Source organism: Corynebacterium sp. TAE3-ERU2, from assembly GCF_019209955.1.
GTDB lineage: Bacteria > Actinomycetota > Actinomycetes > Mycobacteriales > Mycobacteriaceae > Corynebacterium > Corynebacterium megadyptis.
Map to the genome: position 1 here is coordinate 122,046 of NZ_JAHUTL010000003.1, position 18,185 is coordinate 140,230.

General features: G+C 64.2%; 11 protein-coding genes. 3 read left to right on the forward strand and 8 right to left on the reverse strand.

The window, feature by feature from the left end:
* Window positions 1-2 precede the first annotated feature (2 nt).
* Window positions 3-1,130: a S1 family peptidase gene (locus KRX12_RS05385; RefSeq protein ID WP_218365062.1), complete on the forward strand. Its 1,128-nt coding sequence runs from the start codon at window positions 3-5 to the stop codon at window positions 1,128-1,130.
* A gap of 340 nt (window positions 1,131-1,470) precedes the next feature.
* On the opposite strand, the gene fbaA is transcribed toward KRX12_RS05385, so the two are convergent.
* Window positions 1,471-2,505: a class II fructose-bisphosphate aldolase gene (gene fbaA / locus KRX12_RS05390; protein ID WP_218365061.1), complete on the reverse strand. Its 1,035-nt coding sequence runs from the start codon at window positions 2,503-2,505 to the stop codon at window positions 1,471-1,473.
* A 321-nt stretch (window positions 2,506-2,826) separates the two neighbouring features.
* Between fbaA and KRX12_RS05395 the strand changes: the two genes are divergently transcribed.
* Entirely contained in the window at window positions 2,827-4,245 is a 1,419-nt protein-coding gene (locus tag KRX12_RS05395; RefSeq protein WP_218365060.1) for a hypothetical protein, read from the forward strand.
* Between the two features lie 46 nt (window positions 4,246-4,291).
* Window positions 4,292-5,314, forward strand: coding sequence for a S66 peptidase family protein (locus tag KRX12_RS05400; RefSeq protein ID WP_218365988.1), 1,023 nt, complete (start codon window positions 4,292-4,294; stop codon window positions 5,312-5,314).
* On the opposite strand, the gene KRX12_RS05405 is transcribed toward KRX12_RS05400, so the two are convergent.
* The 7 genes from KRX12_RS05405 to KRX12_RS05435 are packed head-to-tail and all read right to left on the reverse strand — an operon-like array spanning window position 5,296 to window position 18,147.
* Window positions 5,296-5,775, reverse strand: coding sequence for a hypothetical protein (locus KRX12_RS05405; protein WP_218365989.1), 480 nt, complete (start codon window positions 5,773-5,775; stop codon window positions 5,296-5,298). The genes KRX12_RS05400 and KRX12_RS05405 overlap by 19 nt on opposite strands.
* Window positions 5,776-5,779: 4 nt before the next feature.
* Window positions 5,780-6,796, reverse strand: coding sequence for a hypothetical protein (locus tag KRX12_RS05410; protein WP_255550102.1), 1,017 nt, complete (start codon window positions 6,794-6,796; stop codon window positions 5,780-5,782).
* On the reverse strand, window positions 6,796-7,779 hold the full coding sequence (locus tag KRX12_RS05415; RefSeq protein WP_218365991.1) for a hypothetical protein: 984 nt from the start codon (window positions 7,777-7,779) through the stop codon (window positions 6,796-6,798). The genes KRX12_RS05410 and KRX12_RS05415 overlap by 1 nt, the downstream gene beginning before the upstream one ends.
* Window positions 7,780-7,784: 5 nt before the next feature.
* A complete protein-coding gene (locus tag KRX12_RS05420) occupies window positions 7,785-9,584 on the reverse strand; it encodes a hypothetical protein (RefSeq protein WP_218365992.1) in 1,800 nt (599 codons plus the stop codon).
* Window positions 9,581-11,593: a hypothetical protein gene (locus tag KRX12_RS05425; RefSeq protein ID WP_218365993.1), complete on the reverse strand. Its 2,013-nt coding sequence runs from the start codon at window positions 11,591-11,593 to the stop codon at window positions 9,581-9,583. Before KRX12_RS05425 ends, KRX12_RS05420 begins: the two co-directional genes overlap by 4 nt.
* A gap of 39 nt (window positions 11,594-11,632) precedes the next feature.
* On the reverse strand, window positions 11,633-14,488 hold the full coding sequence (locus KRX12_RS05430) for a hypothetical protein (RefSeq protein WP_218365994.1): 2,856 nt from the start codon (window positions 14,486-14,488) through the stop codon (window positions 11,633-11,635).
* Window positions 14,485-18,147, reverse strand: a complete 3,663-nt coding sequence (locus KRX12_RS05435) for a tubulin-like doman-containing protein (protein ID WP_218365995.1) — start codon at window positions 18,145-18,147, stop codon at window positions 14,485-14,487. Before KRX12_RS05435 ends, KRX12_RS05430 begins: the two co-directional genes overlap by 4 nt.
* Window positions 18,148-18,185: the final 38 nt, after the last annotated feature.

An 18,185-nucleotide genomic window follows, 5' to 3' on the forward strand; every position in this document is an offset into this window, starting at 1 on the left:
ACATGTCCCTAACTCGAGCCCTACGCTCGATAGCCGTCGCTGCCGCAGCAGTGACACTTCCCCTGCTCAGCGCCCCCGTGGCCGTCGCCGAACCCGCCCCCGCGCTGGTCGATCAAGGTGACGTACTGCTCACCGACGCCGGCAATGGCCAAGTCAGCTCCTGCACCATCGGTTACGTGGACGAAGCCAATGGCCGCGCCTGGACCGACGCCCACTGCGGCGCCAACGGCACCGAGGTCTACGACGCCTTCTACACCCCCATCGGCCGCCTGCACCACATCTACCCCGACGTGTTTGCCGCCGTACAAAACAGCAACGACTCCCGCTGGGGGCCGGTGAGCCGCATGGCCGACGTGGCCTACATCGAGTTCTACGACTCCAAGTACATCGGCCAGAACTACTTCTCCGGCGACACCATCGCCCAGCCGCAAATCGGCGATAAGCTGTGCACCTACGGCAACCGCACCCAGCGCATCGCCTGCTCCCCGATCCTGTACCTGACCGGCCCGGTGGCCATCACCGCCGACGTGGGCAGCGACCACGGCGACTCCGGCGGACCCGCCTGGATCGAGGGCAAGGGCTACTTCGGCCAGCTGCTCGGCGCCGACTGGATCTGGCGCTCCGATCAGGGCAAGATCACCACCACCGTGTTCCGCCAGATCGGCAACAACGATCTCGCCCGCCCGCTGAACCTGCACCAGCCAGTGGAAGGCTATGAGCCGGACTTCAACCTCGTGCGCAGCCAGCCCGTCACCAGCACCGCCGACGCCGACCGCATCTTGAACGAAAAGCGGGAGCGCGACGCCAAGGAGCGGGAGCGCGTGGAGCGTCACCGCCGCGGCGAGACGCTTGAGGAAGACCTGCGCCGCGCCCGCACCGCCAAGAGCGAGCTGGAAGGCCGCAAGAAGGACATCGAGGAGAAGCTGGAGAACACCACTCCGGAAGAGCAGATCGATTCCGAGGACAAGCTCAACGAGCGCGCCGAGCTCGAGCGCGAGCTGGAGGAAGTCAATTCCACCCTGGAGATCGTCTCCGAGCAGACCGAGATCTACGAGCGCATCACCACCGACACCACCGACTACGAGCGCTCCGAGCGCCGCAGCCTGATCTCGTGGCTCACCCGCCGCTAGGTCGCTAGATCGCTCGTGCTCGTTCGCTAGTCTGCTAGCCGGTTCGTGCGCTAACCGGCTCCCGACAAGCGCATAACACGCACCTACCGCCCCCAGCGCGGCCCTCGTGGCCAGGCTGGGGGCGGTAGTACTGTGCGCGGGGTGTGCGGGCGGGCGGCGGCTCGGGGTGGATACTGGGGCGCGGGGACGGGAGCTCGAGTGCTGGGGTGGACGCCCGAGCACCCGGGAGCGAAGCGGCGCGTGAGCAGCGCACTGAGCGCACGTCGAAGGAATAACCCCAGACATGCGAAACACCCTCCCCGCTGCGTGGTGTGCTGTGGGGAGGGTGTGAAGGGGGGTGTTACTTGGACACAGAGGTGCCAGCGGAGTGGAGGTCCTGGCAGGCTTCCACGATGCGCTCGGCCATGCCGGTCTCGGCCTTCTTCATGTAGGAGCGGGGATCGTAGACCTTCTTGTTTCCGACCTCGCCGTCGATCTTGAACACGCCATCGTAGTTAGCGAACATGTGGCGGGCGACGGGGTTGGTGAACGCGTACTGGGTGTCGGTGTCCACGTTCATCTTGATCACGCCGTAGCGCAGGGACTCTTCGATCTTTTCCTTCTCGGAGCCGGAGCCGCCGTGGAAGACGAAGTCGAAGGGGTTGGAGCCGGCATCCAGGCCGAGCTTCTTTTCTGCCACCTTCTGGCCCATGTCCAGAACCTCGGGGCGCAGCTTGACGTTGCCCGGCTTGTACACGCCGTGGACGTTACCGAAGGTAGCGGCCAGCAGGTAGCGGCCGTTCTCGCCGGTGCCGAGAGCATCGATGGTCTTAGCGAAGTCTTCCTCAGAGGTGTAGAGGTTGGCGCCAGCCTTGGCCTCCACGCCATCTTCCTCGCCGCCGACGACGCCGATCTCTACCTCGAGAACAATATTGGCGTTACGGGCCTTTTCCAGCAGTTCCTGGGCGATCTCGAGGTTCTCGTCGATCGGCACAGCGGAACCATCCCACATGTGGGACTGGAACAGCGGCAGCTCGCCGCGGTCCACGCGCTCCTGGGAGATCGCGATCAGCGGGCGCACGTACTCGTCCAGAACTTCCTTCTGGCAGTGGTCGGTGTGCAGTGCGACGTTGATGCCGTAGTGCTTGGCTGCCTCGTGCGCGAAAGCGGCCAGTGCGCACGCGCCAGCAACCTTGTTCTTCACGTTGAGGCCGGAACCGAACTCAGCGCCGCCAGTGGAGAACTGGATGATGCCATCGGACTCGGCGTCAGCGAAGCCCTTGAGCGCGGCGTTGATGGTCTCGGAAGAGGTGCAGTTGATGGCCGGGTAGGCGAAGCCGCCCTCCTTGGCCTTGGTCAGCATCTCGTTGTAGACCTCGGGGGTTGCAATTGGCATGAAGAAAATCCCTCCATAGAGTGTGGTTGGCGACGCATCTTCTCGAGGCGACCGCCGCAGCCCAACCACGGAGGCAGCGAGGCTGCGGATAGCCGATCCGATATGTGCGCTTTGATTTTTATTATGCCAGCTTTAGCGCACTATCGCAGTACCTAAGCCGCCCAAAAACACGTGAAAAACCACACATTCGGGCATGAGCGGGAGCCTTTCTGGGCGAAAAATGTGTCTAAACAAAAATCCGGAGAGCGCCCTGCGGCCCCGACGAACATATGGCCGAGTGTTGAGCAGACAATGTCGCAGCTGTTTCCTAATATCAGAGGCATGACTAACACGGGCCTCACCTTGGATCAGCTGCTCGCCGAGCTCGAGCGTGCAGGAACACAGGGCGCGGAGGAGCAGGCGAATGTATTGCTTGCAGCCACCAACCCTCTCGCGCCCGATTGGAGCGAGGCGGACTATGGCGCCCTGCGACTGATCTTGGACGATCACTACACCGCACTGCTCGGCCGTGAAGTGGAGAACATGTGCTTCAACCGGGGCCCCGTTCTCGCCGATACCCTGCGGCAGCTCAATCAGCGGCAACTCGCGGTGGCCCTTGTTCTCGGCACGACCCCCGCCCTGCAGAATGCGCAGGCGTGGCTGGCCTGCTCCGAGTATCTCTACCAAGACTCCACCTTCAACCAGCGCCAAGCGCTTCTGGAGCGGATGGACGCTGACTCCCTCAAGCTGCTGGATCTCCTCTACGAGCACTACGACGCCACGCAGCAGGCTGCCGAGCAGCAGCAGGCGGAACAAAGGGAAGCAGAGCAACGGGAAGCAGAGGCCGATCCCACCTGTGCGACCTCCATGGCCGAGTACTTCGGCGATGAGGCCTATGCCCAGGGCCACCGCATGGCGGACTTTCCGTATCCGCTCGAGGAGTACTTCGCACCCCTCGCCACCGCGCAGCCCGACCTTGTGGAGCACTGCGCCACGCTGTTCACTGCGCAGCTCTACGCGGAGGCCAAGGGCAATCAGATGATCCCTCCGGCACGGGTGCCGGAGTTCGCGAAGATCTTTGATCAGTATGTCTTGGCTCGTGCCGCCTCCGAGTCCGCGCTGCCTGAGATGGCGCCGGCACTGCATGCCTGGATGCAGGTGATACCGCTTCTTCCCGCCGCGATGGTGGCGGATATTCCCCAGCTCAGCCGCTATTTGTCCCTCGGTAATCACCTCGAGGCCCAGGCGCGCAATCCCGACGATGTCCGCACCGTGTTGCCACTGTTTCTGACTTATGTGGACGCCGCCCAGTACTTCAATGACTATAAGGCCGTCGCCGTGTCCTTGGTCAGTATGTGCCGGCTGGCCGAGTCCGTCGGCCCGGAGACCCAACGCGCGGCCTTGGATAAGGCCCTACCGATCCTGCACGACGCCTGTTTCACCGAGCATGCCCCCACGGTGACCACGCAGTACCTATACCTCGTGCGCCAATCCGCCCAGTTGCGCCACTCCAGCGGCGAGTATGAAGCTGCTATTCAGGAAGCGGAACGGTGCGGCGGGATCTTCAATATCGACCAGCTCTCGCCTGCAGCGGCCAAGCAGCTCGCCTATCTCTATGAGCTGCACGCCGCACTGCTGCATCAGCTGCGCGGCCCGCAGGCCTCGGCGCCGCTGTTTAAAAAGACGCTGCGCGCCTTCCGCAAGCTGGGAATGGATGAGGACGCCCACCGCGTGAAAACACGTTTCACCACGGGCCGCTAAGACGCCCGCGTACCTCTCGCCGGGGCCGCCGCTAGAGTGAGAGGCTATGAAACTCGCTGTTATCTCGCCCTCTTTCGCTGCCGCCGGCGCTTTCCCTGAGGTCTACGCCCAGGCGCTCGGGCGCGTGCGGGAGCTCGGATTCGAGCCGGTGGAGTTTCCCACCACCCGCACCGTTGGCGCCTCCGCCGCGGCTCGTGCCCGCGATATCACCGCGGCCTTCGCCGATCCCACGGTCGCTGGAATACTCGCCGTTATTGGCGGCGATGATCAGCTCCAGGTGATCCCACATCTGGATGATGAGGTGATTCGGCACAACCCCAAGCCCTTCCTCGGCTACTCCGATAACACCAACCTGCACAACCACCTGTGGCAGCTGGGGATACAGAGCTTCTACGGCGGTTCCACCCATGTGCACCTCGGGTCCGGGCCGTATATCGATCCCGAGCACCGCGCCTCCTTTCTCGCCGCCCTGCGCGATGGCGGCCGCCTCGAGATCACCCCGGTGGACGTCTCGGAGGATGTTGGGGTGGACTGGACTCAGCCTGCGGCCTTGCACAGCTTCGGTGAGCGGCGCCCGGCGCGCCCGTGGCAGTGGCGTGGGGCGCGCGATCGCGTCAGCGGCGCCACCTGGGGCGGCTGCATTGAGGTGATTGATCAGCTGGCCATGGCGGGGCGTATGCCGGCGTTGGACAGGCTGCGGGGCCACATCATTCTGCTCGAGGCCTGCGAGAATCTCACCCCGCCGGATCAGATCATGCGGTGGGTGCGCGGGCTCGGCGAGTGGGGGCTTTTCGACGTCGCCGCGGGGCTCATGATCGCCTCCCCGCCGGTGAGCTCGTTGGAGGTTATTCCCTCACAGACGCAGCAGGATGCTGCCTGGCAGGCCCAGTGCGATGTGATCTTCGAGCAGCTTGCGCACTATAACCCCGAGCTGCCTGCCGTGTTCGGGGTGCCTTTTGGGCATACGCGGCCGCAATGGATCCTCCCCTATGGCGGGCAGCTCACCCTCGACGCCGCGCAGCGTCGAGTCTTCGCCGACTACCAGGTGAACTATCCGCGGCGACGATAGCCAAACCAGGCGCTATTAAAGGGCAGCCACACCAGCACCGCGGCCAGTACCGCGATGATGGTGGCAATCCACAACTTCCCCACCACGATGAGGAAGATGGCGGCCACAGACACCGCCGTCAGCAGCCACCGCCCCCATTGCTGGGCTTTGAGCACGGCAACCACCCCCGTCGCGATGACGGCGATCGCGAGTACCTGCATAATCACCAGCAGATCGCGGGCGTTAGAGCGCATCAATTCTTGGACGAGGGCCGTGAGCAGCCAGCCCACCAACCCCAGATACAGCGCCGCGGCACCCCAGACGGGCAGGGGCGCGGTGCGCATCGAGGTGGCGGTGAAGCTCGGGGAATACTTCGCCGTAGTATCGTGCACCACGCCCGTGGTATAGGAATGCGCGGAGCGGGGAGTGGTGGGGCGCTTCTGCTCGGAGAAAAACTCCCACTGGGGTTCGGTGGAGCTCATCTGCTTAGTCTTCTTTCAACACGTTGCGTTGGGTGAGGATCCACAGCAGCGGATCTAAACAGCGGTAGGGGGCGATGCCTTTGCGACTGAGGCGCTCACCCATTGGGGAATCGCCGAGCGAGGACACCGCAAAATAGGAGTGAACACTGTCCATATAGGCTGCTTCCACCTTGTTCAGCAGTCCCCCGGCATTCATGTAGCCCAGCAGCGACTTCACTTCGAGGTTGAGTACTTTCTGGGCTTCGGGGTTGTAGTCCCAGCCATTGTCGCGGCGGAAAGCCGCGCCACGGTTGCCCATAATGGCCTTCCAATCTCCATCAGGCATGCGCTCGAGAATCTGCAGCGAGTCGAACTTCGAGATCGCGAGCGCCAGTGGCGGTCGGGCATCGCCCAGGATGCGCATGAGGTTGGTGAACACATCCTCGGGGTCGCCTCCCAGCCCGTCTTGGCGCGGCACCAGACCCTGCACATAGGCCTGAACCGAGTGCACCCGCAGCGGGTCAAAGAGCATAATCACCAGATCGGCGTCGCGGAAGAAGCTCAGCGCGTCCCGATCCACGCGCGGGTTTTCCAAATCCTCGCCGGCGACGTCGCGAAGCACCACATAATTAGGGCGCTCCACGCCGTCCCTATCGGGCCACGTGCCGAGAGAGAAAATGAAAGGATCCCGCTGATAGGCGTCCTCCTGGCTGCTGGTGGGGGTGGGCGCCATCTGCTTCATCTCCACGTAGAGCGGCTGCTCATAGTATTTGGCGTAGCGCTCCTTCGTGGAGGCAGTCGCCGGTTCCACCACCATGCCCGGGAATTTCTCGTTGGCCAGCAGCTCCAGCTGCTTCACGACGACCGCCAGATAGAGGCTTTTGCCGGTGGCGCGGGCGCCCGCCATCACCACGCAGTGCACGACGGCCTCACCCCAATCGGCCGGCAGCTGCTCCCCGGAGCGAGTGCTCGTCGGTGCGGTGTCGAGGTATTGGAATGTGTCCGGGCAACGCGGGCCCGCATACACCGGAGCGGTCGACATCACCATCGTCCTCCTTCCTTATCGGCGTCGTTGAATCTCATCCTGCCCAGCTCAACCGGCGCATCTTGCTCGGGCGCGCTGTGCTCATCGGCGCACAACCAGTGCACTAGCACCTCGGCCTCGTCCTGGAGATCGGCGCGATCACCCGTGCTCAGTGAGTGGTGCAGGGCATCGTCGATTACCAGCAGATCCAAGGGATAGCGATCGCCATAGGCGCTGCGATACATCTCGGCTTCGCGGCGGGCATCCGGGCCCAGCACAATCACGAGGGTGCGCCGGGTGGGCACGGACAAGGAGGGACGCAGGTGGGTGCTCAGCACGGCCACGCACTCCTCCGACTCCAGCGAGCTGAGATCAGCCCCCACGGTGGTGGCGGCACCCGCGCCGGCAGTGCTGTGATCGTCCACGGCGATAGAAAAGTATTCTGCAACGCCGTCGAGAATCTCGCGGACAGGCCCCAGATCTACCTCCTGCAAGGCCGCGGTGACAGCGGCTGAATCATCCATCCACACGCTGCAGCGCCGAACCTGCGCCCGCGGGGCATCGATACTGGTCAATGCCGAGTACACGGTGGTGGTCGAGCGCGACAGGGTGGTGGAAATACCCCCATCCACGGCAGTGACCTGCACTGCCCCGTCCCGCGGGGAGAGGGTGAGCACGGTCTTCTCATGCAGCCCGTCGAGGCGAATCTCCTCGGTCTGCACGGTCACTGGCTTCGCCGTGGCGGGCTGAATGACGCGCATAATCACGGAGTGGTCTGGGGGAAACTCCGCGCCCCTATCCGGTGTGAGCGCGAGGGTGACATCACCGTGCAGCTCCGTAATCACGGTATCTGCGGCGCTGTACTGGTTGTGGATGAGCTCGCCACGCGCATCGAGGCGCACATCCATCTCATCGCCACTGACGCGGGTAGCACTGACTTTGATGAAGTCACCGAGGGGCAGCTCATAGCTGTGGCCGCCGCTGAGAGTAACGGTATTCATATCTCTTAGTACCTTTCCGGTCTCATATCACTGCCCGAATCGCGCAGCAGCCTCTGTATTTGGGGCCCAAGATAGCGGGCACTGTCCTGGTTCTCGGGGGCGTCCATCAGCTCCGCCACCGCGTCTTCGATACATCTAAAAGAAGTACGTTCGCAATAGAGAATCTCTTCAATCGCGTCCTTGTGCGCGAGAAGATCGTCGACCTCCTTAGCAAAGAAACTCTGCAGACGATCGAGATCGTGGCGCTGCAACTGGAGTAGCGGCCCTATGCTGTCGCAGGCATGCACATCGCTGATCAACGCCACCAGTGCGCAGCGGGCGCGCAACCGCAGAATGTCATCGCTGAGCGTCGTGACTGCGGCGAGGCGATTCATCCGAATGACCATGCGGGTGTTTGTAACAGCATCCTTCGGTTCTTCGGTGTTGTACCACAGCGTCATCCTCTCCACGAAGACCCACAGCGGCAGCCGGATCCAACGCAGATCGTCGTCTGTGACCACACATTCTCCGTTGTATATGCCACCTGGGGATAGCTCGGGGACAGGCGGTGGGGCCAGCGGCGCGGACGGAACCACGTCCCGCTCGAGGTCGGCCACAAACTCCTCATCGCTCAACGACAGCTCTGCGTCATCGACGGCCGCCCCCTGCGAGCTCGGCCATTCCTGCTGCAGGGGCCCCAGCTGCTCGAAGCTGAAAGAAGGATAGTCCTGCATGTCTCCAAAGGCGGCCGTGGCAGCGGAGGATCCTTGTTCGCCCAAGCTCATGCGTTCCTGTCCGCCCCATGCCGCACTGCTTTCCTCCTGCTGCGCAGACTCCTGTGGGGGCGCAGCGAGCGGTGCTGCGGCCGGGTCAGCCACAGCCGAGTCAGTCACAGCCGAGTCAGTCACAGCGGGGTCAGTCACAGCGGGGTCAGCCACGATAGGATCCGTCGCGCTGGTGCTGGGGGCGCGCAGCTCCTCCGGCAGCGGGGCGGTCACATCCAGCACCACCGCGTGTTCTGGCACCACCTCCCGCGCCAGTTCGACATGTTCCGCACGCACCGCCACCAGCTGGGCTTTCGTGCCGAGCATATCGGCGAGCCGCTCGGCGTTGTGGAAGGTGGCAAAGCTCGTGTTCTCCCCGTGGGCGCGATAGACCGCGGCCACCCACAGCGGAGATTCAGCCAGGGGGCAGGCCAGCACCACAGGGGCGCCGGTGCGCAGGGCCGCCACTGCGGCGTCCACATACTCCCGGCGCGGCCCGCCGCTGCTGTGGGCCGAGAGATTCTCCCACGGCACGGGCAGCTCGGCCGACTCGGCCGAGGCGGTGAGGAAGCGGCGCAGCACGACGTCGCTCAGCGGCCCAGGCTCGGTGATCGCGGCCGGAAGCGCTGCGGCATCGACCTCTCGTTTGCCAAAGGGTGCAGGGATCTGTGGGGAATACATCATCCTGATCGGGTCCACCTGCGCGGCGGAATCGTGCACCTGCACAAAGGTGAACACATTGCCCGGCCTGCCAGAGGCGTCCTGCCCGGCGTGGCAGGAGGCATAGAAGGCCCACACCGTATTGCCTTCGGCATCGCTTGTCGGCAGCCATGCGAAACGCCGATTAAGGTGCGCGATCTCCGCACTACTCGGGTAGTTTCCGAAGCGGGCGCCGTCGACAAGCGTGGAGGGGATAGTGGGACGCAGCTGCGCAATCAGCTGCTGGGTGATACGCCCCGTGCTATCGCCCACGCCCCAACCACCGGCGCGGGTGGAGCTGCGGCCGAAGGAGGCGAAGCTGAAGGTGCCCAGTACGGGCGAGGACACAGACTCAGGGCTCATCGTATGCCTCCCGGATCGACCTCGAAGATCCGCGAATCATCGTCTACCACCACGCGCTGGGGCTCGTTCGGCCGGCGCCGCTCCGCATCGGCGAGAAAGACGCGCACATAGCCGTGCTGCGAGGGCTCCATCGTCGTGAACCAATAGGTTCCTGAGGCCTCGGCCGCGTCCCAGCTTGCCTCGAGCCGCTCCGGCACCATCTTCGGCGCCGGCTCATCAGTCTCAGAACGCAGGGACCACACCGTGCGGAGCCTTTCGCCATCACCGGCGTGCAGCGGCAGGCGGTCGCGGTTGAATACCAGCACAAAGCTCGGCGGGTGTTCATCCTCAACGTCGTCGCGCCACAGCCACACCCCGAGCAGATAGTTGCCGTTGTCGATGGTTGTGCGGATGCGGTAGCGATACGTCCACAAACCCTCATAATCGATGGTGGTGGTCTCGCCGGTCACCGCGGTGCCGCCGTAGTAGAAGCGCGGCTCCAACTCCACGGTGTCGCCAAGATTCTCCAGCTGGAGACGCACCCCACCCTGGCGGCGATAGTCCTCCTCCACGAGATAGTGATCGATGTGGCTGCTCCGCGAGCGCACGTGCACCACCGAGGCCCCCTTGGGCCAATCGAAGGTGACCAACTGGCTCGATACCCGCTCGTGCAGGGTCGTATCCTTAATCTTCTCCACGCGGTTGACCACCTGATAGTCGCCCACCTGGAAGGAATCGCCCACCACGTGCACGGGCACGCAGAACACTTGCGACCACTCCCCCGGCCACTGCACCACGGTGCGGTGCTCCTCGCCGGGCTGATACTGGTCGATCTCGTCGAAGTCGAAGGTATGCACCCACTTAGTGGAGCCGAGGGCATCATCGTCGAGGATGTGCCGCTCCTCCACCGCCTCGAGCGCCAAATCTGCCTGGGGTGCCTGTTCGCTCAGATACACCCGCACCTCGCCCATCGAGGGCACATCCCACGCCAGGCTGATCCGGTCACCAGCGCTGCTGGGCAGGCGCACCGCTTCTTTCATCACTACCTTTTGAATATTCGCGGAAATCTGCACCTGCGCGATCTCCGAGCCCTCTCCCACGCGCCTACTGCCGCGGAATTCGAAAGTGGGAAAGAGCTGGAAGTCATAGGTTTTTCCGCGCTTGGCCACGGTGTGGGTGAAGTTGCGCAAGCCCACCCCGGAGGTCACCCGGTGGCTCGGATCATAGAGCGGGGTCACCGCGGTAGACACCCGAGCATAGACCTCGATATCGTCGATGCCCTGCGGCAGCGCCCAGGAGCCGGTGACCGTACCGTTTTTATCCTCCACCAGGGTGATATTGCGCGGCGGCAGGCCCAGCGCCTCCTCGCCCACGAGCTCCGGCTGCACGCCCAGCAGGCTCCGAGGGCTATCGCCCATATAGGCCCATACCGTGTAGTGCCGCATACCCACCGTGGGTGGAATCACCTCGCGGAAGGCGCGGCCGCGGGTATGCACCAGAGTCGTGCCCTCCTCCGGGCTGAGCGGGCCCTCGCCCACATTCCCCACGAGGCGGTAGAGCACGAAACTCGCAGCGGAGGGGACCTCATCCCAATAGACGAGCACCTGGGTGCCCGCATCGGTGACCTCTTCTACCTCTACCTTCACCAGTCCGCAGGGAGCGGCAACCTGGTGCGCGAAGGGTGCAAAACTGAAGCCACGCAGCTTCTCGTCCATGAAATCCGCCGGGTTTACCTGCGGCTTCGTCGGCTCCGGGCCCGCAGCGAAGTCCCATTCGTCCGCGACGCTTGTCGACGCCGCCTCCGCGCTGTCCTCCGCCGCTGCCGCGGTATCCACCGGCGCGGACTGCTCCGCCCTGGGTTCCGGGATCTGCTGGGATTCGCAGCTGAGCATCGCGGTCGCGGCGTCAACCTGCTGCGGGGTGGCGTCGCGAAGAATGGCGGCTACCCGCTCGCGAGACGGCGCCACTAGGCCACTGAGCTGGGCGATAGCGTCTGCGGGTAGATCAGTTACCCATCTATTGATCGCCATAGGGTCTCTCTTTCCTCAAACTTTCACAAGGCACTGTGCTTAGAGCAGGGTGGATGGTCCGGGGAATCCTTGGGAGTCATCCTCACCGCGCCGGTGCCCGCCAGGGGCGCCGTCGGGGCCGGGGAAGGTATCCGCGTCGGAGCGGTACATCGTCCACCCAAAATCTGCCCCCTGCGCACTGGGGTTGAAGTCCTCCACCTGCGCATCATCTTCGCTGAGCGGCACCAGCAAGGAGAGCTTGGCCACCGCGCCGAACTGCTGCTTGAGCACGCTGCGGGTGAGCGAACCGCGGCTGGAATCCGAGTGATAGGTCACGCTCTTGTCCTGATCGATCACGGTCGCGCCCCGGGTGGCGCCGAGGGCGCTGAGCGACTCTGCGGGGAATTCCACATCGGCGCGATCCGGCTCCATCAACCCAGAGAAGAACTCGCTGCGCTCCACGGTGCGTTCCTGGCCGTTCTCGTAGAAGATGGCCTGCGGCAGATAGCTCTGCACCGTGGCGGCGCTATTCTCCTGCGAGAGAGCGTCGATAAGGCGCTGCCGGTCCTGCTCAGACAGCTCCGGGATCGTGCGCATCGCACACTGGGCGAGCTGATCCAGCTCCGAGCCCGAACCGAGGCCGTTGAGGCTATAGAAATCGGTGACGCGCTGCTCGCGGCTGCCGGTGGTGGATGCCACCTGGCGGGCCAGCTCGCCCACGCTCCGCTCGAAGGCGCTGCCCGCCCAGCCCTCGCGGCACAAGGACTGCCGCAGCGTATGGGTGAGCTCGCGGCGCTTATCCGGATCGGCCACCGCGCGCCCCAGCCGAGCCGCACGCGGCAGACCGGCGGTGGGGATCTCCGTGGTGGTGCGGGTGGTACGCGGGGCCCCGAAGGGATAGGCGAGCACGCGGCCAAGCACCAAGGACCATGCCAAGAACTGCTGGTAGGCCCCAGTCAGGCGGGCCACATCGCCCAGTGCTGCGTGGTAGTTGTCCATGTAGATCTCGAGGTTTTCTTCCAGCAAGCGGCGTTGGCGAAGCAGGTCATAGACCCCGCGCCGCGCCCGGGCAAAGATCGCCATCTGCACCGCCACAATCACCGCCGTAGTCAGCACCGCAAGGAGCACCGTCCACTGCCAGTTCAGGCCCCGCCATTGCGGGAAAGGCACGCGCCAATCGGGCTTGTAGAAGCGGATGCAGCAGTAGATGAGCAGCAGCATGAGCACCGCCCATAGCCCGCTGAGCAGGCGCAGTTTCCTGGTCAGGCGGCGATTGATGGCCTCCGTATCCTGGCTACCAATCTGGCTGAGTTGCTTCTCGCAGGCCTGAGCTGCGTCGAAGGCGGCACCCACCCGATGGCGGGCGTCGGAGAGACGATCCAGCAAACCGGAGCCCACCTCGGAGGCAAAGCTGGTGCCGCTCTCAGCGCGCCAGCGCTGGAAATCCTCGCGCAGGTCCAATACCTCGGGATTCGAGGTGCGGGAGACAGCCTTGGTGAGTTTCCTATCGAAGCTCCCCACCCGCACCGCATCGTAGGGGTGCAGGAACTTTTCCGATTCCTCGCGCTTCATAAACTCGTCCAGAATCGGCAGGCTGGCATCGAAGCCCTGCTCCGTATCCGGCACCACCTCGGCGGCGGTGCTCACCACGGCGGGATTGGAGTTATCCACCAGGTTCGGCAGCCGGTCATGCAAACGATCCGAGCCGTCGATGAGGGTGAGCGAGGCCGCGCAATAATCGGACCACAGGCTCGAGAGATTGGTCTGACTCGTGACGTTGATGCCGGCCTTTCTGGAGGCGCCCAGCAGTCGCGCCGAGCTGGCGCGCAGCGACTCCATCCCGGCCTCGCCGCTGCTGCCGCGGCCCTTCTGCCCCACCACGACGCGAATCGTGCTTTTTTCTCCATAGAGATTTTTTTGCAGCATATCCCGCATGCGATCCGCCATGCCCTGGTGGAGGGAGGAGCTCCAGATCGAGCGCGAGCCCACCGTGGCGCGGAAAAACTCGCGGAAGAAGGCCTTGAGTGCGGCCGCACCACTTTGCTCTACCTGTTCGGCGCTCTTCGGGGATTTCTCCTGGGTGATGAGCTCGGCCTGGTGCGCCTGCAGCAACTCGCTTGCATAGCGACGCACCATCTCCTCGCTCTGCTGCTGGGGTACCGTTTGGCGCCCATCGCGCATATGCGTGACCGGGATATCCTCCCGCACGTTGATCACCGCGTCGCGGAGCTCTTCCTCGGCGGCACTGGCGTCTAAATTACGGAAGAAGCAGCGGGCCAGCACGAAGGAATCAGCCAGACCCTGAATGATCTCGCTGCCATCCTCCTTGAGCACGCCCACCACCGGCGCAGCCGTGAAACGACCGCAGAGCCCGAGCACGCTCGGGGCATAGGCGCGGGCCACCTCGAGGGGGCCATCGTCTTGTTGAATACGGCGCGAGGAGGTCAGAGGAGAATCCGCGTCGAAGGCGGTGAGCGCCACCGTGGCCCAGCCCTCGCGAGGGGCCGGCTCCGTGCTGGGCAGCGGCAGCTGCGGCAGCAGCAGGCGAACGCGGCGCACCGAGTTCTGCGCGGCCTCGGACTGGATCAGACGCATCCACCGATCCACGGCCGCATAATCGGTATCCGGATCATTGGCGTCCACCACGTGCACCACCAAGGTCAATCCCCGGATACCCCGCAGTGCATCGGAAAGCGCCACGAAGCTCTCGCAGCCGCGGTGCTGCTCGGCGGGTTCCTCCATCAGCCGCACCGTCGAGTGCACGCCGCCGCGAGCGGGATCCTGGGCGCCGGCATCAATCCAGAAGGTGCGCGAGACATGCCCGAGCGTGGTGAGGTCCGCGGCCACGCCGCGCACCTCACCGAAGAGGCGACCCGCACCGATGAAGACAACATCTGTGTTTTTGGTGTAACTCACAACAAACCACCACCGAATCCGGAGAACTCATCATCATTGTCAGTCTGCGCCGAGCTGAAGCCGGTAGGAATACTGCTCGTGCTTTCCGGCTGCTCCGCCACTCGCTGCGCCTCATCGAGCAGCCCGTGCAAGAGATTGGCCATCTCCACCACATCCGCCGCGAAGTCGCGGTAGTAGGGCGTCTTCGAAGCGCGCTCGCGGCTGGTCGGATGCGCCCAGGACTTATCCACCGTGGAGGCGCTGGGGAAGCCCGTATTATCCACCGGCGCCAACATTTCCGCAGTGCGCAAGGCGCGGGCCAGGTGTTCTTCCACCATGCCGGCGCGCTCCGCGATGCTCGTGCCGCGGGTGCCATTGCGCTCGGCGGGCCACTCGCCGGTGCGCAGGAAGTGCGCCAAAGTATTCACTGCCGGGTGGCGCAGACCGCCATCGACATTGCTGGCCTTCTCCGGCGAATCATCAAAGAGCGCCCGCAACGCCCAGTAGGGGTGCAGGGATGCGCCGGGGGCGCCACTGCGATCCCGCTCATGACTATTGGCATAGGCCAGCAGAATGGACTCCAACACCGCCGGCATCCAATCCACCTCATTGCGCATCTCCCCGGGGCCGGTGAGCATCGGCGAGGGGAAGTGGTACCAGCCCTCGGCGCGCTCCGCGGAGCCGCGGTGGGCGGGCAGGCGCCCATACACATGGGCCGCGGCGTCCGTGGTGCCCTGGTTGGTGATGAGGATGCGGCCAGTGGCCACACCCAGCAACCAGCCGCCGACGAGGGCCTTGCGCTCATCGATACTCAGCGGCAGCGCGGCATCAAGAGTGTGGGTGCGGCGCAGGTTCCAGAAATCGAAGCGATTGTGGCTGGCCTTGAACTCCTTCGCGATCTGCGGCAGCAGGGAGCTGAACACGATCGGCGAATAGTTCGGATAGGAGCCGAAGATATCGATGCGCTGAATATTGGTGCTATCGCGCAGGGCATTGTCGAACTTGGTGCGCGACTGCCCCTCGATCTTGCTCGAACTCAGGGTGCTCTCCAGCTCGGCGGCGACGCGCTGATCCTTGAAGGGGATCTCGGAGAAGGAATAACGGTAGGTGACTCCCTGCCCGTGTACCGCCTGCACCATCGTGGCGTCCACCGCGGCCAAGGGGCGCGATAGGGACAGCGCCTTGGCGAATTCGCTGCGCAGCCGGGCGATGCGCTGCTCGTACTCGGCGTCGCTCAGCATCTCATCTTGGGTCATGTAGCTACGCAGGTCTGCGGAGATAAAGCGCTCGAAACTTTCGCCTGGGCGCACCACCCACATGCGGGCGCGCTCGAGCAGGTCCTTCGGGCGGATGCGGGCCTTAAATACGGCATTGGAGCTTTCGCGGCTTTCCCCTGTGTTCTCGGGGTGGCGTCGCAAATGCTTGCTCGCCCAGCCCGCCCGGTTACCGCCGGGCACCTCGTCGGCGGGGCGCGCCAGAGTATCGCGCGGGGCCTTCACCGCATCGGTGGTCTCCCACTCGCCCTTGATGATGGTGCGGCTAACGCGGGAGGTGGCCTCGGCAAGATCGGTGACATTCGCGTCCTCGCCCGAGACTGCCTCCAGCAGCTGCGCCTCGAAATCAGCGGGGAAGTTATCCACCTCGGTAATCACGATTTCATTCACCGAGCCGCGGAAGCGATCACTGACCTTCTCATCGTGCGGCCGCGGCCACGCCGCCGGCTCATCGGTGGCCACATCCGCGAGATCCAGCGTGGACTCCTTGGCCTTATCGGCGGCGCGCACATCCTTGTGGGCGCGGTCCAGCTCATCGCGCAGGCGGCGCAGCACCCCGAAACGGAAATCCTCCAGTACCGGGCTGAGGCTACGGGCCAGCTCCACCACCATGGCAGTGCGCAGCTGCGGGCTGTAGCAGCTGAGGAGCTGCTCCACCACGGCATCGGCATTGTGAATACGCTTCTTCCCAGTGACCGGGTGCAGGGCTTGATCGGCATCAGCGGGACGTGCCGCCGGATCGAGTCCCTGGTGGCGCAGGATAAATTGCTCGGTGCCCGGCTGGAGTTTGTCTTTCACAATCACATCCAGCTCGGAGAGCATCTTCTCCACATAGGGAATGCCCAGCCGCGAGAGCTCTTCCTCGGCTTCGGCGAGCATGCTGTCCGTGATGAAGTCCGCCCAGCGATATACCGCGCTATAGGCCGATCGCTGCATGACCCTGCGGAGCTCCGTGCTCAGATAGGAGCTCCCCATCACGCTCTCTACCTCGTCGGCCCACTCTTGGCCCTTTTGGCCCTCCACCGGCGTGGGGATCTTCGAGCGCAGTACCGCCTGGGATTCGCTGACGGCGGCCTCCAGCTCCGCATGGAAAAGAACCTCGTACCAACTGCGAATGATGTCTGTAGTGGCGGCGCTCGTCACCAGCTGAGGGTGAATCTTCATCCGGTTCATGCTGTCCGGCAGGCGCTCAGCGAGGCGCTCCCGAAGCTGTTCCTCACCGGTGGAGTGATTGCGCGGATCGATGTGGCCGCGCAGCAATTGATCGAAGCTGGCGCGGGCAATGCGCTGCGCCGCATACTCCTTGTACTTATCGCGACCCATGCTGAGCTGGGCGTAGCCCATCGAGCCCCAGGGCAGGCCGGTCCACTTCAGCTTCTCGTTATCGGCCCAGCCGAGATAGGAGCGCTTCGCATCCGGGGCGCCCGCATTGCCGAGATCGTATTGCACGAAATCCGCGGACGCCTGCTCAGAATAGACCAGACCGGACAGGGCCCGACCGAGCCCACGATAGATTTCCGAGGGCGAGCCCTCGCGGCCGAAACGCGCCCGCTCCTCACCCATGCGGCTACCAATGGGGAAGAGACGAGCAAAGGTGGAGCCTTGATCTGCGGTAGCGATACCCAGTGCGTGGTAGAGGGAGGCATCGGCCGCGGCGGCGGCCCCGGTTTGGGTGGCGAAGACCTCACCGAACATGGCCAGAGCATTGGGCCAGGCGCCACTCATGGCGTCCTTGGGCAGGGAATCGAATACCTCAGGTGTCAGCAGGAACACGGCGGTCTGCTCGGGCTTGGCATTGGGCAGCCCAGCGAGCACGCGGCATACATCCAAAAACATGGAGGCACCGGAGCCACCAGCCATGGATGAGACCACCAAGATGGTGGGATCCGATTCGCTCTTATCGGAGGAGAAACCTTGGATCTTGCGGTTGAGCTCGTTCAACTCCACATTGGCATCCGAGGTGTTCATATCCTCCAGTGCCTTGCGTAATTCCTCGCGGATCTTCTCCAGCTTGGGCAGGGTGAGCATGCGCCCCAGGGTGCGGCGCTGGGCGGCACCGGCGGAGATAGGAAGCTCAATGGCATTGGGCACCCGCGGCGCCCAGGTGGCGATGTCTTTGAGGCCGTCGCCGCGGGCGAGCTCCGCCGACACGGCGGCGTCGAAGGTGCGATAGGACTGGTGGCTACCGATACCGATATAGCGGCCCCCAGCCTGCTCCACATTGGCTAAGCCGCTGGGCCCATCCTCGGCGGCCAGCGGGGCGTCGATAGAGACAAATTGCCACGCCTTGGGCAGGGTATCGCGCCCTGGCTCTACCTCTCGGATCAGCGCCTTGAGCTGATCCATCATGTAGGCCAAGGTTTTCGCTCCCGAGCCGCCACAGCCTACTACCAAAAACTTCCGCATCTTTTCATCTCTCCTTGTAGATATCTACCGTGTCTACT